At 44.3% G+C, this 24,748-nt stretch carries 19 protein-coding genes and 1 pseudogene; 9 read left to right on the forward strand and 11 right to left on the reverse strand.

Going from position 1 to position 24,748, the window contains the following annotated elements; genetic code table 11:
* Positions 1 to 34: 34 nt before the first annotated feature.
* The 4 genes and pseudogenes from NLZ44_RS19120 to thrS all read right to left on the reverse strand — a co-directional run.
* Positions 35 to 124: pseudogene (locus NLZ44_RS19120) on the reverse strand (RNA-guided endonuclease TnpB family protein); the annotation flags it as partial.
* Between the two features lie 288 nt (positions 125 to 412).
* Positions 413 to 715, reverse strand: a complete 303-nt coding sequence (locus NLZ44_RS19125) for a type II toxin-antitoxin system RelE/ParE family toxin (protein WP_006617129.1) — start codon at positions 713 to 715, stop codon at positions 413 to 415.
* A complete protein-coding gene (locus NLZ44_RS19130; protein WP_006617130.1) occupies positions 700 to 888 on the reverse strand; it encodes a hypothetical protein in 189 nt (62 codons plus the stop codon). The genes NLZ44_RS19125 and NLZ44_RS19130 overlap by 16 nt, the downstream gene beginning before the upstream one ends.
* Before the next feature lie 318 nt (positions 889 to 1,206).
* Positions 1,207 to 3,021 carry a threonine--tRNA ligase gene (gene thrS, locus NLZ44_RS19135; RefSeq protein WP_493750801.1) on the reverse strand — a complete coding sequence of 605 codons (1,815 nt, stop codon included), beginning with the start codon at positions 3,019 to 3,021 and terminating at the stop codon, positions 1,207 to 1,209.
* 280 nt (positions 3,022 to 3,301) lie between these two features.
* Between thrS and NLZ44_RS19140 the strand changes: the two genes are divergently transcribed.
* The 4 genes from NLZ44_RS19140 to NLZ44_RS19155 all read left to right on the forward strand — a co-directional run bounded on the left by NLZ44_RS19140 (position 3,302) and on the right by NLZ44_RS19155 (position 8,414).
* The gene (locus NLZ44_RS19140; protein ID WP_493750802.1) at positions 3,302 to 3,643 is read left to right on the forward strand and encodes a DUF2605 domain-containing protein; all 342 of its coding nucleotides are present in this window, start codon (positions 3,302 to 3,304) and stop codon (positions 3,641 to 3,643) included.
* A 194-nt stretch (positions 3,644 to 3,837) separates the two neighbouring features.
* Positions 3,838 to 4,149: a DUF2973 domain-containing protein gene (locus NLZ44_RS19145; RefSeq protein WP_493750803.1), complete on the forward strand. Its 312-nt coding sequence runs from the start codon at positions 3,838 to 3,840 to the stop codon at positions 4,147 to 4,149.
* Between the two features lie 318 nt (positions 4,150 to 4,467).
* Positions 4,468 to 6,387 carry a DUF4912 domain-containing protein gene (locus tag NLZ44_RS19150; RefSeq protein WP_493750804.1) on the forward strand — a complete coding sequence of 640 codons (1,920 nt, stop codon included), beginning with the start codon at positions 4,468 to 4,470 and terminating at the stop codon, positions 6,385 to 6,387.
* Positions 6,384 to 8,414 (forward strand): DICT sensory domain-containing protein, encoded by a 2,031-nt coding sequence (locus NLZ44_RS19155; RefSeq protein ID WP_493750805.1) that lies wholly within the window; start codon positions 6,384 to 6,386, stop codon positions 8,412 to 8,414. Before NLZ44_RS19150 ends, NLZ44_RS19155 begins: the two co-directional genes overlap by 4 nt.
* Before the next feature lie 67 nt (positions 8,415 to 8,481).
* On the opposite strand, the gene fabD is transcribed toward NLZ44_RS19155, so the two are convergent.
* From fabD to plsX, 3 genes are all read right to left on the reverse strand, one after another.
* Entirely contained in the window at positions 8,482 to 9,357 is an 876-nt protein-coding gene (fabD, locus tag NLZ44_RS19160; protein WP_493750806.1) for an ACP S-malonyltransferase, read from the reverse strand.
* A gap of 60 nt (positions 9,358 to 9,417) precedes the next feature.
* Positions 9,418 to 10,410: a beta-ketoacyl-ACP synthase III gene (locus tag NLZ44_RS19165; protein WP_493750807.1), complete on the reverse strand. Its 993-nt coding sequence runs from the start codon at positions 10,408 to 10,410 to the stop codon at positions 9,418 to 9,420.
* 148 nt (positions 10,411 to 10,558) lie between these two features.
* Positions 10,559 to 11,599, reverse strand: a complete 1,041-nt coding sequence (gene plsX / locus NLZ44_RS19170; RefSeq protein WP_493750808.1) for a phosphate acyltransferase PlsX — start codon at positions 11,597 to 11,599, stop codon at positions 10,559 to 10,561.
* 189 nt (positions 11,600 to 11,788) lie between these two features.
* Between plsX and NLZ44_RS19175 the strand changes: the two genes are divergently transcribed.
* Together NLZ44_RS19175 and NLZ44_RS19180 are read left to right on the forward strand one after the other, a co-directional pair.
* Positions 11,789 to 13,087, forward strand: a complete 1,299-nt coding sequence (locus tag NLZ44_RS19175; RefSeq protein WP_493750809.1) for a D-alanyl-D-alanine carboxypeptidase — start codon at positions 11,789 to 11,791, stop codon at positions 13,085 to 13,087.
* A gap of 38 nt (positions 13,088 to 13,125) precedes the next feature.
* Positions 13,126 to 13,983, forward strand: a complete 858-nt coding sequence (locus NLZ44_RS19180; RefSeq protein WP_493750810.1) for a DUF6473 family protein — start codon at positions 13,126 to 13,128, stop codon at positions 13,981 to 13,983.
* A 123-nt stretch (positions 13,984 to 14,106) separates the two neighbouring features.
* Here the strand turns inward: NLZ44_RS19180 and NLZ44_RS19185 are convergent, their stop codons facing one another.
* Entirely contained in the window at positions 14,107 to 14,685 is a 579-nt protein-coding gene (locus NLZ44_RS19185; protein WP_493750811.1) for an SH3 domain-containing protein, read from the reverse strand.
* Between the two features lie 89 nt (positions 14,686 to 14,774).
* Positions 14,775 to 15,776 carry a phenylalanine--tRNA ligase subunit alpha gene (pheS, locus tag NLZ44_RS19190; protein WP_493750812.1) on the reverse strand — a complete coding sequence of 334 codons (1,002 nt, stop codon included), beginning with the start codon at positions 15,774 to 15,776 and terminating at the stop codon, positions 14,775 to 14,777.
* Positions 15,777 to 16,087: 311 nt separating this feature from the next.
* Between pheS and surE the strand changes: the two genes are divergently transcribed.
* Positions 16,088 to 16,897 (forward strand): 5'/3'-nucleotidase SurE, encoded by an 810-nt coding sequence (surE, locus tag NLZ44_RS19195; protein ID WP_111893952.1) that lies wholly within the window; start codon positions 16,088 to 16,090, stop codon positions 16,895 to 16,897.
* A 506-nt stretch (positions 16,898 to 17,403) separates the two neighbouring features.
* Complete coding sequence (locus NLZ44_RS19200) at positions 17,404 to 17,799, forward strand: hypothetical protein (protein WP_493750813.1); 396 nt, start codon at positions 17,404 to 17,406, stop codon at positions 17,797 to 17,799.
* Here the strand turns inward: NLZ44_RS19200 and NLZ44_RS19205 are convergent.
* The gene (locus NLZ44_RS19205; RefSeq protein WP_493750814.1) at positions 17,756 to 19,525 is read right to left on the reverse strand and encodes an ArnT family glycosyltransferase; all 1,770 of its coding nucleotides are present in this window, start codon (positions 19,523 to 19,525) and stop codon (positions 17,756 to 17,758) included. The two genes, NLZ44_RS19200 and NLZ44_RS19205, sit on opposite strands and share 44 nt — an antisense overlap.
* A 109-nt stretch (positions 19,526 to 19,634) precedes the next feature.
* Here NLZ44_RS19205 and NLZ44_RS19210 point away from each other — a divergent pair, with 109 nt between their 5' ends.
* Positions 19,635 to 20,969, forward strand: a complete 1,335-nt coding sequence (locus NLZ44_RS19210; protein ID WP_493750815.1) for a GNAT family N-acetyltransferase — start codon at positions 19,635 to 19,637, stop codon at positions 20,967 to 20,969.
* 115 nt (positions 20,970 to 21,084) lie between these two features.
* Here NLZ44_RS19210 and NLZ44_RS19215 read toward each other — a convergent pair whose 3' ends face one another.
* Positions 21,085 to 24,732 carry a helicase-related protein gene (locus tag NLZ44_RS19215; protein ID WP_493750816.1) on the reverse strand — a complete coding sequence of 1,216 codons (3,648 nt, stop codon included), beginning with the start codon at positions 24,730 to 24,732 and terminating at the stop codon, positions 21,085 to 21,087.
* Positions 24,733 to 24,748 lie beyond the last annotated feature (16 nt).

Genomic DNA, 24,748 nt, shown 5'->3' on the forward strand with positions numbered 1-24,748 from the left:
TACTCGTGTCTCTGTGGTTTCTGATACATTTACGCGACATTTTTCCGGTTCCGGATAATGCAACGATAGCACCATTACCTGTTAAGGTAATGGAGGCGTTATCCCGCAAAGCTTTGAGAAAGATGATCCCAAAGCACTGTTTAGCTTGGTAGTCTTAGACCTGATTTTTCCCTTCACCTAGCTGGCCATGTTGGAAGTCTCGAAGATGAGCCCAAAAATTAGGCTGTGTTATGGGATGGTCAGGGATGCGACCCAATCAACCAAGGGGTTGAAGTCCTCACCGGGTAGTTATTTCGCCCATTTCAGCTCTATTTCATACCCGAAGGTCTCGCACCATACTTAGTATGGTAGCGCATCGCCCTAATTGGTTCAACTAATCTGCGATTAAATTAAGCTCCTCAGTATATAGGATCTAGTGAGTATTCAAATCCAGTTTTAACAATCGCTTACCGTGAACCACAGCCACAACCGTTACGACATCTCCCTGAATACGGTAGATAATCCGGTAAGTGTAAGCAAACTGTTCTCTAACGGTTTCGTCACCAAACTCCTGAACAATACCACCGGAGAGGGGACACTTGCTCAGATTTCTGGTAGCCTCAATGATTCTCTGTACCACCGCCGCCGCATAGGAAACTGAGTCTCGCGCAATATAAGCCGCGATCGCATCGATATCATCAATGGCTGTCGGTGACCAAACTACTTGATAACCCATTTACTTACTAAACCTTCCGCTTCCTCTTGTGTTAATCTTCGTTCACTATCTGCAATAGTAATACCCTGGCGGTACTTTTCTATAACATAAAGATGATATTGAATATCCTCAAGACTGCAATCCTCCGGTAAATTTTTCAGCAACAACTCAATTTCTTGTTTGACGGTATTCATAAATAAGGTTTCTTTTAATTTAGTTAGTCTCGGTCTATTATATAGTAAATGGAAAATACCTACTAACATTAGTCAACCGAAAGAGCAGCCATCATAATTTGGTCGGCTAAAAAAGATGTAATTTAGGGAGAGTATAGGATATTGATAGAGTGGCGTGGGGGATAGCCCACTGTTAATCGGCAGATACCGGAGGGTGCGATCGCACTTCCCCCGGAAATACTGTTAGTCCCAACTAGGTTAACTATTGGGTTATGCCAACTTCATGGGAGAACCGGAACCGCCATATATGGAATCATAGCAGGTTTTAACCGTTCCTGGCTAAAAATCAGCCAAGTTAGCGAGCGCAAATTGTAGTCGGCTTTGGGTTTCCGCCACGGTCAAGGTCCCCAATTCTCCTAGTGCGCGGGTACGGATACTGAGACTATTAGACTCAACTTCCTTAGCCCCCACCACAGCCATAACTGGGATTTTAGCCTTTTCTGCATTACGAATCATTTTACCCAAGCGATCGTGACTGTGATCAGCTTCGGCGCGAATATCAAGCGATCGCCATTTTTCAGCCACAGACTCCACAAAAGGCAAAAACTCGTCACTAACAGGTAACAACCGCACCATTACCGGAGCCAACCAGAGGGGAAAATCCCCCGTATACTCCTCAATCAAAATCCCGATCAACCGTTCCAGGGACCCAAAGGGGGCGCGGTGAATCATCACCGGGCGCTGGCGGGTTCCATCTTCGGCCACATATTCGAGATCAAACCTTTCTGGTAAATTATAATCCACCTGAACCGTTCCTAACTGCCATTCTCGTTCCAAAGCATCCTGAACCATAAAATCCAACTTAGGACCATAAAAGGCAGCCTCACCAATACCCTCAAAATAATTCATTCCCAGAGTTTCCACCGCGCGGCGGATCGCATTTTCTGCCTTTTCCCAGGCTTGGTCTGAACCGATATATTTATCAGAATTAGGGTCACGGAAACTCAAACGCGCTTTAAAGGACTGATCCAACTTGAGTTTTTTGAGGACAGACTGAATCAGATCAACCACCTTGAGAAACTCATCATCCAACTGTTCCGGGGTAACAAACAGGTGAGCATCATCTTGGGTAAAGCCGCGCACACGGGTTAATCCTCCCAATTCCCCCGACTGTTCGTAGCGGTAAACCGTCCCAAATTCAGCCAAACGGATGGGCAATTCCCGATAGGAGCGTAGACTAGATTTATAAATTTGTACATGGAAGGGGCAGTTCATAGCCTTGAGGACAAACCCCTCATCCTCTGATTCTCCCATCATGGGAAAGAGGTCTTCGCGGTATTTTTGCCAGTGACCAGAGGTTTTAAACAAATCGACCCGCCCCAAATGGGGAGTAACCACTGGTTGATATCCCCGCCGCACCTGTTCTCGTTTAAGGAAGTCCTCAAGGGTTGTCCTCAGAATTGTACCTTTAGGAGTCCACAGAGGTAGCCCCGGACCCACTTGATCGGAAAATATAAATAGTCCTAATTCTTTCCCTAAACGGCGGTGGTCTCGTCTTAGCGCTTCTTCTTTCCGGCGTTTATATTCTGCGAGTTGTTCTGGGGTTTCCCAGGCTGTACCGTAAATGCGTTGGAGTTGGGCTTTGGTTTCGTCTCCCCGCCAATAGGCTCCGGCCACGCTTTCTAATTCGATCGCTTTTGGGTTAATATCTCCGGTAGTTTCCACGTGAGGTCCGGCGCATAAATCCCACCATTGATCGCCCAGATGGTAAATGGTAATTGGTTCCGTTAGGTCAGCCAGGATTTCTAGCTTGTAGGGTTCTCCTAGGGTTTCAATGCGCTTTTGGGCTTCTTCCCGGCTAACTTCCTCCCGGATAACGGGTAGTTTCCGCTTGAGGATTTTTACCATCTCTTTTTTGATGGCTTTTAGGTCTTGTTCCGTAAAAGGTTCCGGGCTATCAAAGTCATAGTAGAAGCCGTTTTCAATCCATGGTCCTATAGTTACTTGAGCCTTGGGAAACAACTTCTGGACTGCCATAGCCATTACATGAGAAGTGGTGTGGCGAATCCTTTTTAGTTGATCAGATTGGCTGGTTTTGGGAAGATGGATTTTTTGGGGCTGTTCTGAGGTTGCCTGTGAATTTTCGATAGCCATCGATGATCAATTTGTAAATTGTTTGTTTGTACTGGCTTGGGTTGGTGGTCAGGCTGACTCAGACTCCAAGCCTTTGCTGGAATGGAAGGAGGCGATCGCCATCGGACCAGGCTTTAGCCTTCCACGATGAGCCTATTGTAGCTAAACTAGGGCAGATCTGCTCAAATTTATCTTGACAGTTTGTGGGACCATATCCTAAAACTTTTGTTAAGAAAATTGTTAAGAATTGTAAAGAGTGTTAATATGATCATTAAGGTTAATCAACTTTCATCTCGATGCTATGCTGAATCATAACTCCTCAGAAACTGAGTTGCTCAAGGCAATTCTGGAGCCGATGCTGGAAGACTTCCAATATTGGTTTGGGCGATCGCGACAACTCCTGGAAACTGAGAACATCCCTTTTCTGAGTGAACAGCAACAATCAGAAGTCCTAGATCGCATTAAACAAGCCCAGGAAGAGGTCAACACCGCTAAAACACTGTTTCACGCCACCGGATGTCAAGCCGGGATTGAAATGAAGGTGCTAATGCCGTGGCATCAACTCTTAACTGATTGTTGGCGCATTGCTAACCGCTTTCGTTTGGAATCGAAACCCCAGATCGAAAATGGAAATCCCAGTTAAGTTCTAGCGACCCCAGGCTATAGGTAGTTTTTCTCAACTGTTCCTTTCCCGGTTTCGATTTTTAGAGAAACTGTAGCGGTTGATCCCTAATTTACGGTAAAGTTGTGCTAAATAGAACAAAATCTTAGCCTCGATTCATTAGCTTTTAACAAGGCCCAGTTTTCATCAATTATCCCTACCCCAAGGAGTAAATCATGTTACATCTGCTTTATATTCTGGCTTTTACGACTCTGGCATTTATAGCAGTACGCAATTTAATTCGTAGCCTGTTGACTGTTGGTATGGAGTCTCAGCGCTATAATTCTCACTCAGCGGGTGGCTCTAGGTCAGCAGATTCCAGAAATTCTCAGAACATCCATCCCGAATTACTAGATGAGTCAGGAAATGTACTCAAAGAACCTTTGCTGGTTATGCGTTCCCTCTCAGTCCAAGATGCGCGAACTCAGCTAGATAACCTTTATCAATCTTCCCCCGGTTCTTCTGAAGAAACTAGAGATGATAGTTAGAAACCAACCATAGAAACCCTAGGGCGGAGGATAGCTTAACCATCTTGAACCTGCCCTTATATTGCCATGGAAAAGCTGAAATGTATCAGGTTAATACAACATATAACAAATCCCCTAATTGATAACTCCTACCTTTATTAATCTGGCTCCGTGGAGACCCCCACCCAATCGATACCTAAATCCTCAGCCTGATTGGTCGTCGGTTGTTTAACCTTAGTCCTAAACCTTTGTGGTAAATGGGGCGACATTGTTATGATAAAATGCGAGCAGGCTCTGTGTAATGCTGACTGGAACATCCCGATTGTGGGTCTGCCACTTATGTCATATAAAAGAAAAACATCAATTGCTACCTTGGCGTTGGTCTGTATCCTTGCTCTCGCTCCTAAGTCTTTGGCGACTTCTAGGTTGGTCTCTGCTCAATTGTACCCAAATCGTTCGAGAATGGCTTGGACCTCGACTGGGTTGGCGACCAATGGAGTGGTTTTATCTCAGGCTGAACCTTTATCGGAGAGTTTACAGGGAAGGTCTGTAGAATCAGCACCTAGTAGGACTGACCCCGCCGGATTGGTGGGGGCTTCATCGTCGGGACAGTTTCTCCTGTGGCTATTAATACTATTACCTATTGCTGTCTTAATTGCTTTTCTGCTCTGGAGAAAGCGCGATCGCTATTTGAGGTCAGCACCGGCTAAAACTGAGGGTTTAGGACAATCCCTTCAACCTGAACCAACCCCGGATTTAGCATCAACAACCTTATCGCAGATGTCAAAGGATACATCTACAACCGAAGCATTCCATGAATCGGCAAAAACTTCTGTATCCTCTGATACTAAAGCTGAAGAAACATCAACGCTTATTTCTCCACAACTATCAGCCAAAACTTTCGATTCCCAAACAGTCTCAGAAACGGTCTCGGAATCAGAGGTGGTGGAAGATGTGGAAACTCAGGAGAGTGAGGAGAGTTACCAGGTAGCAGATATTGGGGATTCGGATTCGGAAGTCATCTCGGAATCAGAGGTGGTGGAAGATGTGGAAACTCAGGAGAGTGAGGAGAGTTACCAGGTAGCAGATATTGGGGATTCGGATTCGGAAGTCATCTCGGAATCGTCAGTTGTGGAAGATGTGGAAGATGTGGAAGATGTGGAAACTGAGGAGAGTGAGGAGAGTTACCAGGTAGCAGATATTGGGGATTCGGATTCGGAAAGGGTCTCGGAATCGTCAGTTGTGGAAGATGTGGAAACTCAGGAGAGTGAGGAGAGTTACCAGGTAGCAGATATTGGGGATTCGGATTCGGAAGTCATCTCGGAATCGTCAGTTGTGGAAGATGTGGAAGATGTGGAAGATGTGGAAGATGTGGAAACTGAGGAGAGTGAGGAGAGTTACCAGGTAGCAGATATTGGGGATTCGGATTCGGAAGTCATCTCGGAATCGTCAGTTGTGGAAGATGTGGAAGATGTGGAAGATGTGGAAGATGTGGAAGATGTGGAAGATGTGGAAACTGAGGAGAGTGAGGAGAGTTACCAGGTAGCAGATATTGGGGATTCGGATTCGGAAAGGGTCTCGGAATCGTCAGTTGTGGAAGATGTGGAAACTGAGGAGGTTTGTGAGGTAGCGGAAATTGAGTTAGGAGATTCCTCCGATGAGGTGTCGGAAAGGGATGGAGAGGCGGATGAGAATTTGAAGCAAGCAACGCTAACAGGTGGTCAAGCGTGGGTAGTGGGAGGAGGAGACGATCGCAGTCAGTTAGATGTGGAATCGAAAAAATTCAATGTAGGTCAACAGGATGATGGCGAAATTATAGGTTTGGATGTAGATGAAGGACTCCCGGATTTACCGGGTGGCTATAATCAGAAATGTATCGTGTTGTTGCCACGAGATCCCAGTTGGGCTTATGCTTATTGGGATATTGGTAATGAGTATCGAGAACCCTTGCGACAAAAAGGAGGTAAACAACTGGCGCTGCGGGTTTACGATGTCACCTGGATCGATATGGATAAGCAGCGTCCCCACAGTATGAAACAATATGAGTGCGATGAGTTAACGCAGGAATGGTATATTCCGGTACCGATGAGCGATCGCGACTATATTGTAGAAATTGGCTATGTGACGGAAAGTGGTCATTGGCTGTTGTTGGCGCGTTCAGAATCAGTACATATTCCCCCAGTTTACCCCTGTGACCATTATGGCGATCGCTTTTATACAATTTCCTGGGAAGAAAATCTGCGGGGGAAAAATATATGAGCATTTCCATGTCAATTCTAGCAGAATTGGTGCAGTGTCAACCACAGATTAGACCTCAAATATACTTTAAATCTTCCCTAATTGCTCTCTCTCATGCTATGGAAGATCAGGTGTTGGCGGGGTCAGATTCTCCGTTGGTGATTGCTACATTTCAGCGAGAAAGGTTTTATCGTCAGGAAGCACATAGATATCGGCGAATTGCTGCTTTAACGTCTCAAGTTTATGTGATGGCTGCACCAGAAACTGAGTTTAAAAATGCTTCTGATGCTTATGAAACTGTGGCTTTTCCACCGGAAGATATATTGAGTAAGGAATGGAATTTAGTGGTGTTAGGGGAGAATTATGCAAGCTGTCTGGTTTGTATTGAACGTGAGGATTTAGCGGAAAATTCCGAGATGTCAGAACAGTTGACGATGGACCCAGCGCGTCCCTTTGAGGGTGTGTGGACTTCTAATCGTCAGATTTGTTCCCAAGTCGCGATACTTTTACTAGAAAGAGTTAAGTATTATCGACCGGAAATACAAGGCAAAATTGAAGAGGCTGTTAATAGCTTTAATTTACCGAAAAAGCTGGATAAAAAACGGAAATCGACAACTCGCAAATCTCGGCAAAATCCGAAGACGGAAGTTGAGCTAGACTCGCCACTAAATGATCCGTTTGCTCATCGTTTGGTAACTTATTTACAAGCAGGTCAACATAAGTTACTGCGGGTTTATCGTTCTTTGGCGGTTCAGGAGTGGAAGGAGCGATTGGTTAATTCCATCACAGCGGCTATTCGTCAGTCTCTTGACCCGGAAGAAGTTCTGGAAACTGCTACTCGTGAATTTGGGGAAGCAATGCAGGCTCATCGATGTTTAATTTATCGGTGTAAGTCTACTGATAAAAGTGTTGTTATTGAACATGAATATCTGCGATCGTGTCCTGAACAACCGGAGGGAACAAAGGTTAAATCTTTACGGGGAGAGACTTGGTGGCTGGAAAATAACCCTTTATTTCGACAGGTTCTACAACAACAACGTTATGTGTATTTGGTGGAACCGGGGGAGGTGGATTATGGGATAGATGAGGGTGAGAATATTTTGGCTAAACTGGCTGAAAAATGGGAAATTGGCGGCTGGTTGATGGTGCCGATTTTGTCGCAAGGTCGGCTTTTGGGGATGGTGGAATTGCATCAGTGTAATTCGGTTTGTCGCAGTTGGGAAGATGATGAACTGTCTTTGATGGATGCGATCGCTACTCAGTTAGCGGCGGCTTTAATTCAGGCGGAAACTCATGCAAATCTTGAGGAATTGAATCGGCAATTGGAAGCGTTAGAAAGGACTCGCAGCAATTTGATTGCCATTACAGGTCATGAATTAAGGACTCCTTTATCTACAATTCAGGTCTGTTTGGAGTCTTTGAGTCAGGAACCAGATATGCCTTTGGAAATGCGAGAGGTGATGTTGGAAACGGCTCAAGCTGACGCGGAACGTCTGCGGAAATTGGTGCAGGATTTTCTAACTTTATCCCATTTAGAAAGTGGTAGAGTGGACTGGAACCCGGAATCTTTGCGATTGGAAGAATGTATTGATTTGGCGATTAGTGGTGTGAGTGCTAGATATGCGGAAAATAAGCCGAAAATTGAGGTGGAAATTAATGATAATTTACCGTTAGTTAAAGCTGATGGTGAGTGGTTGGTTGAATTGCTGACTAAACTGTTAGATAATGCTTGCAAGTTTACCAGTTCTGAGGGTAAGGTGACTATTAAAGCTAAATCTAATGGCGATCGAATGTTAGAGGTGACTGTGGCTGATACGGGACGAGGAATTGAGCCTAACCGCTTGGAGGAAGTTTTTGATAGGTTTTATCAGGAGGAGGGTTCCCTACGCCGCACAGTGGGGGGAACGGGTTTAGGATTGGCGATAGGTAGGCAAATTGTCACGGGTTGGGGAGGCCGTATCTGGGCTGATTCTTTGGGGAAAAATCAAGGCAGCCAGTTCCATTTTACCATACCTTTGGTGGAAAGTGAGTTAATAATTAATAATTGATAATTAATAATTGATAATTGATTGGGAAGGGAGCGGGATGCTCCCAGTACAATTAGGATTACAGAAATTAGGATGGAAGAATGCGATCGCAATTTTCTAGGGTCAAACCGGAACAAGTCCGCTTAATTAATCCAGTCAATACTTGACCAGGACCGATTTCTATCACTTTTTGAATACCCTGTTCTGAAAGTTGTAAACAAATTTCGCGCCAACGCACCGAACCCGTCATTTGTTTAACCAGACGTTCCTTGAGAATTTCCCCATCAGTAGCGGGGGTAGGGTCTACATTAGACAAAACCGGAACGGTAGCCTGTTGAAAATGAACTAAGTCTAAAACTTGTTGAAATTGGGTAGCAGCATCAGCCATTAAAGGGGAATGAAAAGCGCCCGATACATTCAATTTAACGGCTCGTTTGACCTTGATTTTACTGAGGAGATTATCAACGGCTTCTGGGGTTCCTGAAATCACGACTTGAGCGGAACTATTATCATTAGCCAAAACCACATTGTCGGTTTGTTCTAGTTGTTGATTGAGTTGTTCAGCATTAAAGCCAATGAGAGCAGCCATTTGTCCCCCCGCCGCCTTATCCATGAGTTCGGCGCGATGTTTAACCAAACGCAAACCCGCCTCAAAATCAAAGACTCCAGCAGCATAAAGAGCGACATATTCTCCTAAACTATGACCCGCGACTAAATCGGGAGTTTGACCTTGTTTTTTGAGAGCATCAACGAGGAGAGTTTCGACTACATATAAACAGGGCTGAGTGTAGAGAGTGCGAGACAATTTATCAGCCTCCCCCTGACACAAATCAGGTAGAGACCAACCGAGGATATCAGCAGCTTGATGTAACTTAGGTTGTGCGTCTGGTGAATCAAATAAATCGGCACCCATACCGACAGCCTGTGAACCTTGTCCAGGAAAAACCCATGCGGTTTTAGTCATTATTGTTTGCTTGTTAACCTTAGCTAAATAGGACAGTAAAAAATGGGGTTTAACTTTTAATTAGTTTCCCCATTTAAAGATTGCCGAACCCCAGGTTAAACCTGCACCAAATCCGGCTGTAGCAATTATATCACCGGATTGTATTTTTCCCGATCGCACTACTTCATCAAGAGCCAAAGGAATAGAAGCGGCGGAAGTATTACCATAATTAGCGAGGTTACTAATCACCTTATGGGGGGGGATTTTCAGCCTTTGAGCGACAGCATCAAGAATCCGTTGGTTAGCTTGGTGAAGGATAAGCCAATCGACATCATCAGCAGTTAAGCCGGAGTGAAATAGAGCTTTTTCGACCACTTCCGGGACTTTTTTAACAGCAAAGCGATAGATATCTTGACCATTCATAGTAATGGGTAGATACTTACCTTGACCGATAGTAATTTCGGGAGTTAAAGCCTTAGCTTCTGGTTGAAAAGCCAGGTTAAGGGAACTATTGAGACTCCCATCACTTTTGAGTTCAAAACCCAATAAATTATCGCGATCGCTGGCTTGTAAAACCACCGCACCCGCGCCATCTCCAAATAAAATACAAGTGCGGCGGTCTGACCAATCAACCCATCTGGAGAGAATATCCGCCCCCACTAAAAGCACATTTTTATAAACTCCGTTACGGATAAACTGACTAGCAGTGACCAAGCCAAAAACAAAGCCAGAACAGGCGGCGGTCAAATCAAAAGCCACGGCTTGAGTAGCGCCAATTTTTGCTTGTATTTGACTAGCACTACCAAACAAATCATCAGCGGTGGAAGTAGCGAGAATAATTAAATCAATATCAGTAGGTTGTAAACCAGCCATAGCGATCGCATTTTCGCAAGCCGATGCCGCCATGTGACTAAGTGTTACCTCTGTAGTCGCCAAGCGCCGTTGACGAATACCTGTGCGGGAACTAATCCACTCATCGGAGGTTTCAACCAGTTGAGAAAGTTGGTTATTATCGAGTAAAACCGACGGAGTAGCCGCGCCACTACCTGTAATAGCTATACCTGTGGTTGTCATTTATCCTTAATTCTTTTCTATGAAAGGGGGCAAAATGTGAGTGGTTAGGGTGCAGGGGGGGGTAAAATCGATAATTGACATTAACAATGATCAATTATTAATTTTCCCCAGAGCATATAGCTGATCACCAAATCCGACGATCGCCAGATTATGACTCTTGTTCAATCACCTGTTTTTGGTGTTTTTGATACTGCAAATCAATGCGTTCGAGAACTTCATTATTAACGGCATCTCGCGCCATGCGAATAGCATTACAAATAGTCGGGGCTTTAGAAGACCCATGACCAATAATGCAAATCCCGGCTACACCCAAAAGTAAAGCCCCCCCATGTTCAACGTGATCAACCCTTTGTTTAAAGCGTTTTAAACTAGGCTTCAGCAGAGTAGCCCCCAATTGCGATCGCAGTCCCGAAGATAACTCCTCCCGCAGCAATTGGAGAACCGCCTCTCCGACTCCCTCGGCAAATTTCAATAGTACATTACCCACAAAGCCATCACAAACTATCACATTAAACTTACCAGTGAGTACATCTCGTCCTTCAGCATTTCCAGCAAAAGAAATCAGAGAATTTTCTTGTAGCATCTGATAAGTCCGCACCGCCAGGTCATCACCCTTAGAAGATTCCTCACCAATATTGAGTAATCCCACAGTCGGGTTATCAACACCCAGAACATACTCGCTATAGATGCTTCCCATGACTGCAAACTGTTCTAGGAACTTAGGACGACAATCAACATTAGCCCCCACATCCAGAATCAGAACCGGGGAAGAACGCACCATAGTAGGTAAGACAGCGCCAATGGCGGGGCGATCGATACCCCGAATGCGTCCTACCCGCAATAGTGCCGAAGCCATCGCCGCCCCAGAGTGACCAGCAGATACAACCGCATCAGCTTTTTTTTGTTTAACCAAATTCATGGCAACATTAATAGAAGCATTAGGCTTGCGTTTAATCGCCCCTAATGGTTCTTCGTGCATTTCGATTGTCCCTTCGGCGGGGACAATTTCTGGCAATGGTGAGTTGCTGTGGTGTTCTTTGAGGGATGCCTCAATCTGCTGGGGATCTCCCACCAGTATGACATCAACCCCAAATTTTTCCTGTGCCATCAGCGCGCCCGCCACTACTTCTGTGGGGGCATGATCTCCACCCATCGCGTCAATTGCAATTCGTGCGCTAGTTAAGCCCATTGACCCAAGTTAGAGAAACCTTCAAGATTTTACCAAAAAACGGGGTTCTAACCCTTATCCTTATGGCAAGGGGTTTCGCGCTAAGTGTCTCAGTAGGCCATATCCTGATTCTAATGGTCCGGGAAAATCCTAGAATTGCGGTGTTGATAATTATCTGATTTTTGTTTGACTTTGAGGAAACAGCGGCCGATGTTAGATGTGTTTACTTCTGGGATTATGTCTGTATGGTTGGAGATGGCTGGGATGAATCGCGACCAATTGAATAGGACTTCCCAGCAAATGTGGGAAAGCACCCTATCGGATATTATGTCTATTGAACGCCCAGATCCGGCAGTAGAGGCGATCGTCCAACAGTATTTGGCGCGTTTATCCAGTCGTGGCATATCCAGCGCCTCTCAGGGGGTATGGATTGAGGCGGGACCTTTTACGGTGGCTAATCATCGGGGGGATATTCCTTTATCGGCCGCTTCGATCACTAAAATAGCTACATCTTTGGCGGCGTTGCAAACCTGGAGTGTTAACCATCAGTTTGAAACCATCATTGGCGCAACTGGTCCCATTGAAAATGGGGTATTGCAAGGGGATTTGGTGATTGTGGGGGGAGGAAATCCCTTTTTTGTCTGGGAAGAGGCTTTTAGTTTGGGATATGCTCTCAATCAGTTGGGTATTCGTCAGGTGCGGGGAAATTTGACGATCGCTGGTAATTTTTCGATGAATTATGAATCGGAACCGCAACTGGTGGGCAATTTACTCCGTCAATCCCTCGATTCCCGGCTGTGGGAGTCAGAAGCGGCTACTCAATATGTCCGTTCAGGGTCCGGGTTGCCAAAACCACAGGTACAAATTTTGGGCTCGGTGCAATATGTCACCTCCCCGCCTAATCTCCAACCCCTAATCCGCCATCGGTCTCTGAGTTTGGCTGAGATTATTAAACAAATGAATATCTACAGTAATAATCCCATCTCGGAAATGTTGGCTGAAACTTTGGGCGGTGCTGAGATGGTGCGACGATTGGCGGCTGAGGCTGCTGGGGTTTCCGTTGATGAAATTCGCCTGATTAATGGTTCTGGTTTGGGTCATGAAAATCAAATTTCTCCTAGGGCTTCGGTGGCTATGTTTATCGCTTTGGATAGACATTTGCGAGATACAGATTTAACTGTGGCGGATTTATTACCTGTTTCGGGACGAGATTTGGGAACTTTGGAATATCGCCGCATTCCTCCAAATTCGGCTGTCAAAACTGGCACTTTGTTTGATGTTAGTGCTTTGGCGGGGGCTATCCCAACTCGCGATCGCGGTGTGGTCTGGTTTGCTATCATTAACCGCGCTACGGGTTTGGATGCTTTGCGTGATGACCAGGATTGGTTATTACAACAGTTGGTAAATTACTGGGGTGCGTCGGATGTTTTGCCAATTACTTTGACAACTAATATTGATGGGACTCGTCCGGCTTTGGGGGATCTAGCTAGAATTGATCGGGTTAATTAGCTCGATTTTTCAGATGCTGCTAACAATGCTAATCAATTATGGGATATTATCAAGAACGCGATCGCTCTATTACTAACTACCAAATGTTTGAGTTGGGAAACACTGGATTATCTTTTCGTGGCCCCCAACCTCACACACTCGCTCAGGGTGATTATTTTACCTGTTTAGGCGCGGCACAGACTTTTGGCTGTTTTTGCGATCGCCCCTATCCTAATTTGTTGGCAAATTGGCTGAAATTACCAGTTTTAAACTTGGGATATGGGGGGGCGGGTCCTTCTTTCTTTCTCCACAATTCTGCCTTAATCGATTACATAAATCGCGGTAAGTTTGCCATTGTTCAGGTCATGTCTGGACGCAGTGAGAGTAACTCCCTATTTGATACCGGAGGCTTGGAATATATCCGCCGACGTTCTGATGGTGAACAGTTGGGTTCAGAACCGGCTTATCAGGAGTTATTGACTACCTGCGATCGCGATTTTGTCAATCAGATTATCGCCGAAACTCGACAAAATTGGGTCAGCAGTTATCAGCTTTTATTGAGCAAAATTAAAGTCCCGAAAATTCTGCTTTGGTTTTCCGAGAGGGAACCTGATTATCAACTTACATACAATAATATTTATTGTCTATTTGGCAAGTTTCCCCACTTGATAAATGCTCAGGCGATCGCTCAAATCATCCCCTTCGCTAATGATTATATTCAATGTGTTTCTACCCGAGGAATGCCACAACTATTAATTAACCGACTCACCGGATACCCTACCACCCTGAATTTAGCCTATCAGCGCCCGGATTTGGGCGATAAAACCTCTTTTTACAATGATTATTATTTTGCTCCCGAAATGCAACGAGACGCGGCTACATTGCTAAAATCAGCCTGTCAGCAATACCTATATTGACATACTCCCCCCTAGGATTCGGATTGAGGGAAAGGGTAATGTTTGCTGTAATTGATAATTAATTCCCCCGGCTTCCCTAGAAAGGAAAAAGCAGGGGGGGAAAGAGGTAACGAATGGCTGAAACTACCGACACATAATTAACGTATTAGCAGAGATATATCCAGCCACCGGAGTGGTAATTCTAACCCAATTGCGACGCTCACCATCAGGGTCAGGAATTAAGCGATAGTCAGATGCTAATTGTACCCGTTCTCCCGAATCGACACCACCGCGACGAGCAGATGAGCGGGAAGGAGCAGCCCTCACCGCGACACCTTCTGGAGCCGCCTCGCGATCGACTTGACGACAAAGACTCCCTGATGGTCGTGTGGGTGGAGTTTCAGCCAAATCGGTAGAACAGTCCACCAAATTACCGGAACTATTGGGAAAGCCGTTAGAAATAAAACCCCGGACGGGATTAGTGATTTCCACCCAGGAGCGACCACCAGGACCAGTTATTCCCTGTGCATTAGTGGCTAAAGTCACTTGTTGAGCATAGGAAACCTGACCGACGACGGGAGAATTGGGAGTAGGTCGCGCCCGGACTACTAAACCCCGACGTTCAGAAATTTTACGACAGCGATCGCTGGTGGTTTGGGCGATATTAGAGTTAGAGTTAGGCAATATTTGAGCGCGCGCCCCCAATTGTGCAACTGAGAGCATCAACAAAACTATAGCTAACCCAGAAACTGACCGATTAAAGGATTTCCCAACTGCCAAAAACATAAAATCCACACCCACCCTAAGAACCTTTAGAATTGTCGCAGAAAGCGCAGATCACTAGCATAAACCCGCCGAATATCATCCAATTGGTGTAAGACCATAGCAAAGCGTTCTACCCCAAACCCCGCAGCAAATCCAGTATATTTTTGAGGATCATAACCCACAGCTTCGAGAACATTCGGATCGACCATACCACAGCCTAACACCTCCAACCATTTACCCTGCCATTCCAAATCCACCTCAGCGGAGGGTTCTGTAAACGGGAAATAACTAGCGCGGAACCGAATTGGTAGATCACCAAACATTTGACCCAGAAACTCTTTAATAGTGCCTTTGAGGTCTGTAAAACGGAGATTTTCCCCGATCGCTAATAACTCCAGTTGATGAAATACCGCCGCATGGGTAGCATCCACAGTATCGCGACGATAAACCCGACCCGGTGCGACAATGCGAATGGGGGGCTGATGTTGTTCCATGTAGCGAATTTGCACGGAAGAGGTATGAGTCCGTAACAGATTCCCATCAGGTAGGTAGAAGGTATCCTGCATATCCCGCGCCGGGTGGTCTGGGGGAGTGTTTAATGCCTCAAAATTATAGTAGTCGCTCTCCATTTCTGGCCCGGTAGCCACAGTGTAGCCCATACCTACGAAGATATCTAAAGCCCGGTCAATTACGGCATTGAGGGGGTGAATTTTGCCCTGGGGACGATACACAGGGGGCATGGTAACATCTATGGTTTCAGTTTTTAGTTGAGCTTCAATGAGGGCGAGTTCTAGGGCTGTGCGACGCTGGTCGAGTTGAGTTTGCAGGGCTTGTTTAACTTCGTTGGCTAGGGCCCCAATACGAGGGCGCGCTTCCGGTTCAAGTTTACCCATTCCCCCCAGAACTTTGGAGAGTTGGCCTTTTTTGCCTAGATAGTTAATCCGCAACTGTTCCAGTCCTGAGAGGGTTTCACAGATGGCGATCGCTCTGTCAGCCTCTTGGCGTAGGGATTCGATTTGGTTTTCTAACGATTGAAGTTCGGTAGTCATTTGAGTGAGAGTACAGCTATCAATTATTCATTATCATCTTAATTAGTCCGATGCCCAGATATTTAAATGGGCAATAGCCAGATTTTTCCCGGTTAAATGTATTTGTCAAGTATCATAGTCAATCAAAAGAAGTTGGTCAATTTTCCGGGCATCGTAGCTGGCTTCTGGGTTGGTGAAGCCGTACTAAGCAAAGCAGTAGCCCTGAATGGAAACGGGACTAATCCTGACGCTAACCCTACGGGGAGAGGGCGGGGATTCTCGGCCGTTAAACTCAAAAAAGTTCAAATTGTAATGCGCGGAAATGGTGGTCGATGAAACTGTTAATCAGCAATGATGATGGGGTTTTTGCCCTGGGTATTCGTTCCCTAGCTAATAGTTTAGGGGAAGCGGGACATGATGTTACTGTTGTCTGTCCCGATCGCGAACGTTCAGCTACTGGTCACGGATTGACCCTACATCAGCCCATTCGTGCGGAAGAGTGTTCATCAGTCTTTCACCCGACTGTAACCGCCTGGTCTTGTTCAGGAACCCCGGCTGATTGCGTAAAATTGGGGTTGTTTGCTTTACTTGACAGTATGCCAGATATGGTTTTGTCAGGTATCAACCACGGCCCCAACCTAGGAACGGATATCCTGTATTCGGGAACGGTATCCGCTGCTATGGAAGGGTTGATTGAGGGTATCCCCAGTATTGCATTTAGTCTAGCCAGTTATTCGTCGGTTGAATTTGACCTGGCCGCAGGTTTTGCGACCACCCTGGTTAACGCTTTAGAAAATCAGGGATTATCGGAAGCATTTTTGCTTAATGTTAATATTCCTGCTGTTGGCGAACAGGAAATCGCTGGAGTGGCGATCGCTCGCCAAGGTATTCGCCGCTATGTGGATATTTTTGAGAAACGGGTTGATCCGCGCGGTAAAACCTACTACTGGCTTGCCGGAGAACTTCTCGAAGACGTGGAAGAAGTTATCGACCATCAAAATTTTGATGATGCACCCACAGATGTAAGTGCCGTCCGCAGTAACTATATTACCATTACCCCCCTTCAGTACAACCTTACCCAATTTAAAGCCTTAGAACCCCTTGCGGATTTGGTGGCCGCCGTGAGACACTGGAGACAGTAGACTAGAATAGTAGATAGAGAATCATAGCAAGTCCGATCATGGGGGTTGATTAAAGCCAAAGGCTTGGTAGATCCTAGTCAGCACCCCCGGCTGAAGCACGGGGGCTTCGTGCCCCCCTTTCAGGTAGCTGACCAGCCTAAGCCTTAACTGGCTCCGTTCAGAGCAAGAGTTAAAGTTCCTACCCTGGAATGCGTGCTAGTTCCAGGCTCTAGAACCGAATCGTTAAACATCTCTAAGGGGTTAAGGACGTGCGATTTGGATAGTACCGACTCTGAACATTGGCGTTCGCGCAGCGTGCGCGTTAGCGCAAGCGCAAACATTACCCCGCAAGGGAGTCGGAGCCAACCATAGCTCCATGGAGGGGCAACCATACCCCTCCACCCCGCAAGGGGGTGCTGGCGGCTAAAGCCGCTTGAGTCGGTTTTCCTCTCCGTGATCAATCACGGAGCTTCCAACCCTCCCAGGAGTTTTACGTGATAAGTTCGTTCACTCACACACAGTCATCTATGAATGCTGATACTTTTAACTCTCACTCAGTTAATTGTCCCATTTGCCACCACACTAGCGTTTTGCCTTCAGTAGGGGTGTTTGGCGGACTGTTTACCTGTCCTAACTGCCATACTCATCTGGTAATTAGCAACAGTGGTCATTATGTGCGAGATCCTTTTTCTTGGCAACATTGGGCGATCGGTAGAATGCTAAGGCGGCAGAGTCATCCGTTGGCTAGAATTGGTCGTGATGTTTGTTCAACTAAACCGTTTTCTTTAGTGGCGATCGTTAGTAGTCTGCTACTGTTAAGTTTGGCAGTGGTGGTAAGCGATCGCCTAAATTATCGCCATCAGATACTTGACCCCAATATTACCGAATTTGAGCAAGATGCAGGCGATTACCCTTTTCCCTAAATGGCTTTAATCCTTTGATGGGTTTGGGGATTTCAGAAGGCATAATTAGAGTCCACCCTTCTATAGTCCCCAAAACTCTGCTATCTGGGAGTTGGAGGTTATGGAGGGTTTGCTGATCAACCAGAAAATAGGCTGAGGGTGAGTTGTGCCAGTAATGCTGTAGGGCTTGGCTATCTACGGGACGTATTTGCCGTCCGCTATAAAAATTTAGGGAAGGTCGCGAGTAGGGGTAGGATGTGTAAATCTGTGCCTCCGGGGCTGTATGTTGTTGGATGAGACTAGCAACGGGTTTGACGGGGTAGGACTCGCCCAACTCCCAAACCCAGTGATGTGAGGAAACAAATAGCAGCAGGGATAAATACATCCCCCAGCACAGAATGACTAAAAATTGGCGATCGCATTCGACTAACAATAGGGTACTAACAGCCATGGTTAATGCTACGGAAGCACAGGTTAACTGAAGGTTAATGTCTAAAGTAGTGGTATCAGTTAGGGTTAACATTCCGCCAAAATATAGCCCTCCTAGCCAAGCTACAAAGGCTAAGATACTAAATAGGGGCCAGAGGCGATCGGGACGGGGACAGGGATAATCTGGGGTTAGCAACTGGTCTGGGGGGACGCTGGGGGAAGGCTTTGTTTTTTGCCATCTACCAATTTCATGATCTCCTTCTTCCCAAACTAGGGCTAGATAACTTCCTACCGCTAGGGCGAAGGCTGGATAAATGGGCATAATATACCAAGGGAGTTTGGTATTCATCGCAGATACCGCGATTAAATAAACTCCTGTCCACACTAATGTTAACCGCGCCCAACTTAAATTGCGATCGCGCCAAGCTAATCTTAATCCTGCTAACCAGAATAATAGCCAGGGGGCGCTAAATTTAATGATTTCCAGTAAATAATACCAGGGGGGTCCTTTGTGGTTTTCCACCGACTCCCAAATTCTAACTAGGGACTGATCTACTAGGTTGGCGATTATGAAGTCAAAGCCATAATATTGCCATTGGGAAGCATACCAAAACGCTACGGGTACTAAGCCTAGCCCTAAGCCCCACCACAGGAATTTTGAGGTCAACAGTCGCGGGGTATCCCACAACAAAAATCCGAAGGCGATCGCTCCTAATAATACCCCTAATAGCACTCCTTTGGTGAGACACAATAACCCAAATGCTAACCCAGACCCCAAGGCGTAGCGCAAATCTCGCCGCGCGCGCAATACGCAGACCATCATTAGGACTAGGAAAAATAATACCGCCCCATCTAACATGGCTAAACGACCGTGACGGACTACTGGAATTAGGGTTAAATAAACTAGGGCCGAAAAAATGGCCTGGGTGCGACGGTGGAAAATTTCCCGCCCTAGAGTGTATAATAGGGGTACGGATGTGGCTGTTAATAAGGCTCCTGGTAGACGGGCTGTCCATTCGTTTACGCCCCCTATTTGATAAAATAGGGCGATGAACCAATGGATTAAGGGGGGTTTGTTTAAGTAAGGGTCTCCGTTTAGGGTCGGGTGTAACCAGTTAGCATTCCCTGTGATTAACTCCCGCGCTACTTGGGCGACAATTCCTTCGTCCCAGTCTCTGATGGCCACTCCCCCTAAATCTATGGTAAATAATAGTAAGGCGGTGAGCCATAATCCCCATCCCCATAGGCGATCGGCTTTTTGGTAGGTAGTGAATATTGGGCTTTTTGGTGTTCGGTGTGCGGAAATTCGATGAAACATAGTCCCCCATGCGATCGCTCAGTTTGACGGTATTTGTAGAGTTCTTTCTAGTTGGAAATCTTCCTTAACTAGCTGAGTTGGTGCTGATTTTAACACAAGAACTCAGATTTTGGCACTCTGTCGCGATTCTATCTTACTTGGGGAGGCGGCGGGGGGCGATCGCTATATTAATATAGGATTCAGGAATTATTGGGAAACTTTGATGACTGGGAAGAGTCTCGATATGGGTAGTCCGAAAAAAAACCATGGCTTTCAGATGAGAACATTAACTATTGATGATCTCAAAGCCTTTAATGAATTATTGCGCTATGTGTTTCAAGTTACTAATCATGATTTGCATAAGATTGGTTGGAATGAAGAGGAAATTGAGCGCGAAAAACGACCTATACTTGAGGCTGCTCATGTTTTGGGATGGTTTGATCATGATAAGTTAATATCCCAAATTGCTATATATCCTATGAAGGTTAATATTCATGGGGTGATTTATAATATGGGTGGTTTGACTGGCGTGGGAACTTATCCTGAGTATGCACAACATGGTCTGGCTAAGTCTCTGATTATGCAAGGATTACTTGAGATGAAAGCTAGGGGTCAAACTATTTCTTATTTGTACCCCTATTCTATCCCCTATTATCGAAAAAAGGGTTGGGAAATTATTAATGACCAGATTAAATACACTATTCCTGACCATAAATTACCGCGCATTACTGAGGTTTCTGGTTATGTGCGGCGTGACCACGCCGAGGGAGATATGATCAAAGCTGTTTATCAAAAATTTGCTGAACAACAGCATGGCGCATTGATTCGTGGATCCCTAGAATGGCAGGAATATTGGCGCTGGGATCAAGATGATTTGCGTGCTGCTGTATATTATGATCAGAATGATCAACCGGCGGGTTATGTGCTTTATTACATTGCTAATGATATCTTTCAAATTAAGGATATGATTTATCTGGATGAAGATGGTCGCCGGGGTCTATGGAACTATATTAGCGCACATCAATCTATGGTGGAAAAGGTCATAGGTTGGCGGTATACTAATGACCCCTTGGCTTTTCTACTGGATGATTCCGAGATTACTGAGGAAATTTCACCTTACTATATGGCGCGCATTATTGATGTGGAAAAGTTCCTCAAGTTCTATCCTTTTCAGTCTCCGGTTAACGCGACTTCTCTCTCTTTCATTGTGCGCGATGATTTGTTGAATGATAATAATGGTGTGTTTACGGTCGAATGGCTGGATGATGGGACCACTAACATTACCCGTAAAAAAAGCTGTCATGAGGCGAGAATGAGTATTCAAACTCTGGTTTCTTTGTTGATGAATTATCGCCGTCCTAGCTATTTCTATAAGGTGGAAAGGTTGCGCGCTGACCCTCAAGTGGTGGATTTGCTGGAAATGATTATCCCTCGTAATGAACCGTTTTTCTCCGACTATTTTTAAGGGGAACTTTATCGGCATTGATTTTATAGTCAAGTGTATAGACATACTCCCCCTCCCAGTCCAATTATAACCAAGAAATTTTCAGTTGTCAACCCCCAATTCAGAGAATTTCTGATCAATGGTGATTTTGAGAGAGAATGAGATTGAGGATATTTAATTCTGTGGAGGTAAGCAGATAGCGATCGCTAAAAACCTTAGATCGCATTTGTTCAAGACTATAACTTCTAAAGATGACAAAAGGGAATTCTTGATAGCGATCGCCAATAGGTAGGACTTGTTCACATGGGTAGAGTAGATTAATATATTGACTGAGGATATGACGGAAACTGTTATTGTCCGTTTCATGTATTTGGGACTGAAAATAATTGCTGATTTGTTCTCCGACAATAAAGGTAAATAAAGGAATCGCGTAATATTGACAATCCCAGGAGTTGTGTTGTTCAAGTATTTGAGTCCGATAGTGGTGTTCTTGGAGTTGATCAATTAAATCGATCGCACCTTTAATACTAGCAGTGAGACTAGGAGGATATTGGGAACTCTCACGAATCGCAATCATTTTTTTTAAAAGTTCCGTATTCGCATATTCCGCAATTTCCCTTAATCTCATTTGGTAAGACTCTTTTAAACAAGAGTTAATATTAACCAAGATTAAGCTACCACATATATGACCAAGTTCTGGTTTTTTCAGGTCTAGCAAACCTGTCAAGGGGTCACAATATTTAGCAAACTCAGCATTAAATTCTGGGATAAGTTTTAAATAGGAGATGCTGGAATTATCGCGGCTATATTTAGATTCATCACTACCATTGAGCAAAAACTCACACCGATTCAGCAATTCTTGGATATGTGTAGAGACAGTGTTTAAGGTAGTGTTTTTAGGATTTCTTTTGTATTCTTTGTCTAATTGCTTAATTAAGGTAGATAACTGACCCGTGAAACTTTGACCAGAAGCAGAAACAGATTTTCCTCCAATGGGAATCATCAAAAAGTTACCCCTTCCCACTTGACCATATCCTTGTATTCTGGTCATGATCGCAGTTTTGAGAATAACTAACAAATTTAACATACTGATCAGACTTTCTTGAATGGAGAGATTAGGGTCGCTATCATCTCCGTAGTAAATAGCGCGATCGCATAAGTAAAAAGTCAAGAATTTCTGGTGATCATCAAAAGTCTGCAATTTTCCTTCTTCCCAAAACTGTCCGCGACAGCGATAAATAACTTGGATAATTTCCATTAAGTTAGTTTCGACTTGAAACCGAGGAACTTCCACTAAAATATGAGTAGATTTCGGGAAGGATAAACCCCGACTAGCGGAGGAAGTCATAAATACCACTTTGACCTGGTTTTGATATTGATGGATTTCTTGTCTTTCCGTATCGCTGAGGTTAGCGTGAACTTCTAAGTAGTCTTGATTTTTGACAAAGGTTTGCTGTTCTTGGATATCTTCAATTAGCAGTTGTAGTCTGGTTTTGTCTTGGATATAAACTAAAATCTGACCCGTATTTGGTTCCTGAATGAGTTGATTAATATCGGTGAAAATCTTAGATAATACAGTTTTGGGAAGTTGGACTTTGGTTTCCGATAGTTGGTCTTGATTAAATTGGACAGATTCAATAAAGGGTTTATAGGTGATAGTCAGATCTTTCGCGGGATAGGAGTTAGCGTTAATAGCGATCGCCGACTCTTTGTTAAATTCAAATTCCTTAGACGAGATAGAATCAATATCTGGTTGAGATACCCGACGGAAGAAAATTTTATCAGGTTCGGGAGACGTTTCTGATAGGTGTTGTGTAATCACTTCCGGGTCAACAATGGAAGCATCTGCGACAATTACCTTAGTATTGAATCCATATTCACGATTAGTTAATTGGTATTTATTAATAATTTTGCGAATCCCGTCGAGAAATTCAACCCCGCTATTATCTCCGGTAATTTCATCAATCATAATAAATATATTTTTGATGCGTTGGGACAGAGACTGCATTTTTTTAATATCAACTTTATTAGTTCTTTTGCTGTATGCTGTCTCAAAAATTTTCTCGAAGTTTTCTAAAGTATTCTTACCAGTATTAGTAATGCGTAAAGATTGTATACAAGCTGTAGCCACAATATGATTAGAGAAATCATCATTAATTAAATTAGATATGGCTTCACACAGGGTTGATAATACCCCACTAACCTTATGTGGAGATGGTTTTAGGCGATTATCGGCGATGCGTTCAACTGATTTATAACCGGGATATGAATGCGGTTTTTCTCTTTGGTTAATCGGGATAAATTTAACTGAGTGAAGGATAAACTCATCTTGATGTTTGGTGGCGAGATAATTAACCGTTGAAGAGGGTGCGTTATTTTGGAGAAGGATGGAGTTAGTGGTAACACAAAATAGGCGATCGTCGCTAAGATGATCAGTTTCTGAGTTTTTGAATTTTTCGATAATATCTAGGTTAACTTGTTTGCGAGGACTGACATAAAAGAAGAGAAAACCCTCATCAATATGAGATTTCAAAAAATCCACGATCGCCGTAGTTTTTCCAATTCCGGGATTTCCGGTCAGAAAGATATAAGTATGGACTGAGTTTAGGTATTTTTTGACGGCTTCCGCGTGGGGTTGTCTCAGGTCTAGGGTACAACTAAAATTATCAATAATTTCTGTGTGGGGGGGGATGATATTAATGCGATCGCGACTAATATTAGATAGATTTTTCAGGAAGGATTTACCATTTTTAAAACTTTTGGCGACATTGCGGCGAATTAGATCCATTACCTGTTTTCTCGCTGCGTTAATTTCTGCATCTTTGGGTTCATTTTGATAAATATTCGCACAGGTAGCGAGTAAATCCCAATGGTGTTGACTTTGGGGATTTAGGGATAGGTTGCTAAGACTGCGATCGCTATATCCGACTACATTAATCATCGTAGAGTTTTCAGGTTTGACTATTCCGAATTGTTTTAAAAAACCATAAAAGCTATAAGCATAACTAGCAGCTTGAATTAATTTAACACATTCCTTATCTTGTCGCTTAAATGCGGTAAAGTATCGTTTGATATCCTCCGAAAATTCCACATCAAGATTTTGCGGATCTCCCGTATCCAGCCGCAATTTTACGAAAACACTTTTCGATTTCAGATAATTAATCTCTCGTTTGAGTAACCGACGTTGGTTGTCTAGGTTTTTATCGGTTAAATCCATTAAATCTTCAATCGCTTTCACCGAAAATATGGATAAATCTACCACTAATATTCTCAGGTTATTTCGGTGTCTCAGTAACATCAAAGTGTCAGCTTTCAAAAACTCACCTTTCTGGCTGTATTTTTCCCAATTGATATTCGGTGGTCTAGGTGAAAATTCATCTTTTAACTGCGACGACCACTCCTCAATCTGTAGCCGTTTATCTTTGGGAAATAGGTTGATACTGTTATCATCAGAAAAGCTACACTGATTATAAATAATATGATACTTATGGTAATTTTTTCCCAAGGATTTCAGATATTCTCGAAAAAAGTTCAACCCCGATAACCAACCTTTCTGAATCAAAAATAATCCCCATTTTTGCAGGTTATTCCTAATGGCTTCCTCGTCGGTTATGTTTGCATCTTTGATAATTTTCCGTAGCATTTCTGAGAATCGCAATTTTTGCAAATCCCGACTATACAAATCAGCGAAATTATTGTCAATTTTAGCTTCCGATATCGCTGATAAAATCCCAATATTGAAACCTACCTCAAATAATCTTCCGAAATTTTCTGCGACTTTCATCTGTCAACCTCAATCA

The sequence above is a fragment of the Arthrospira sp. PCC 9901 genome (assembly GCF_059013425.1).

Bases quoted from the DNA above. Each gene is read 5' to 3' on its own strand.
- NLZ44_RS19125 (WP_006617129.1), bottom strand. From the start codon at position 715: ATGGGTTATCAAGTAGTTTGGTCACCGACAGCCATTGATGATATCGAT.
- NLZ44_RS19130 (WP_006617130.1), bottom strand. From the start codon at position 888: ATGAATACCGTCAAACAAGAAATTGAGTTGTTGCTGAAAAATTTACCG.
- thrS (WP_493750801.1), bottom strand. From the start codon at position 3,021: ATGGCTATCGAAAATTCACAGGCAACCTCAGAACAGCCCCAAAAAATC.
- NLZ44_RS19140 (WP_493750802.1), top strand. From the start codon at position 3,302: ATGCTGAATCATAACTCCTCAGAAACTGAGTTGCTCAAGGCAATTCTG.
- NLZ44_RS19145 (WP_493750803.1), top strand. From the start codon at position 3,838: ATGTTACATCTGCTTTATATTCTGGCTTTTACGACTCTGGCATTTATA.
- NLZ44_RS19150 (WP_493750804.1), top strand. From the start codon at position 4,468: ATGTCATATAAAAGAAAAACATCAATTGCTACCTTGGCGTTGGTCTGT.
- NLZ44_RS19155 (WP_493750805.1), top strand. From the start codon at position 6,384: ATGAGCATTTCCATGTCAATTCTAGCAGAATTGGTGCAGTGTCAACCA.
- fabD (WP_493750806.1), bottom strand. From the start codon at position 9,357: ATGACTAAAACCGCATGGGTTTTTCCTGGACAAGGTTCACAGGCTGTC.
- NLZ44_RS19165 (WP_493750807.1), bottom strand. From the start codon at position 10,410: ATGACAACCACAGGTATAGCTATTACAGGTAGTGGCGCGGCTACTCCG.
- plsX (WP_493750808.1), bottom strand. From the start codon at position 11,599: ATGGGCTTAACTAGCGCACGAATTGCAATTGACGCGATGGGTGGAGAT.
- NLZ44_RS19175 (WP_493750809.1), top strand. From the start codon at position 11,789: ATGTTAGATGTGTTTACTTCTGGGATTATGTCTGTATGGTTGGAGATG.
- NLZ44_RS19180 (WP_493750810.1), top strand. From the start codon at position 13,126: ATGGGATATTATCAAGAACGCGATCGCTCTATTACTAACTACCAAATG.
- NLZ44_RS19185 (WP_493750811.1), bottom strand. From the start codon at position 14,685: ATGCTCTCAGTTGCACAATTGGGGGCGCGCGCTCAAATATTGCCTAAC.
- pheS (WP_493750812.1), bottom strand. From the start codon at position 15,776: ATGACTACCGAACTTCAATCGTTAGAAAACCAAATCGAATCCCTACGC.
- surE (WP_111893952.1), top strand. From the start codon at position 16,088: ATGAAACTGTTAATCAGCAATGATGATGGGGTTTTTGCCCTGGGTATT.
- NLZ44_RS19200 (WP_493750813.1), top strand. From the start codon at position 17,404: ATGAATGCTGATACTTTTAACTCTCACTCAGTTAATTGTCCCATTTGC.
- NLZ44_RS19205 (WP_493750814.1), bottom strand. From the start codon at position 19,525: ATGTTTCATCGAATTTCCGCACACCGAACACCAAAAAGCCCAATATTC.
- NLZ44_RS19215 (WP_493750816.1), bottom strand. From the start codon at position 24,732: ATGAAAGTCGCAGAAAATTTCGGAAGATTATTTGAGGTAGGTTTCAAT.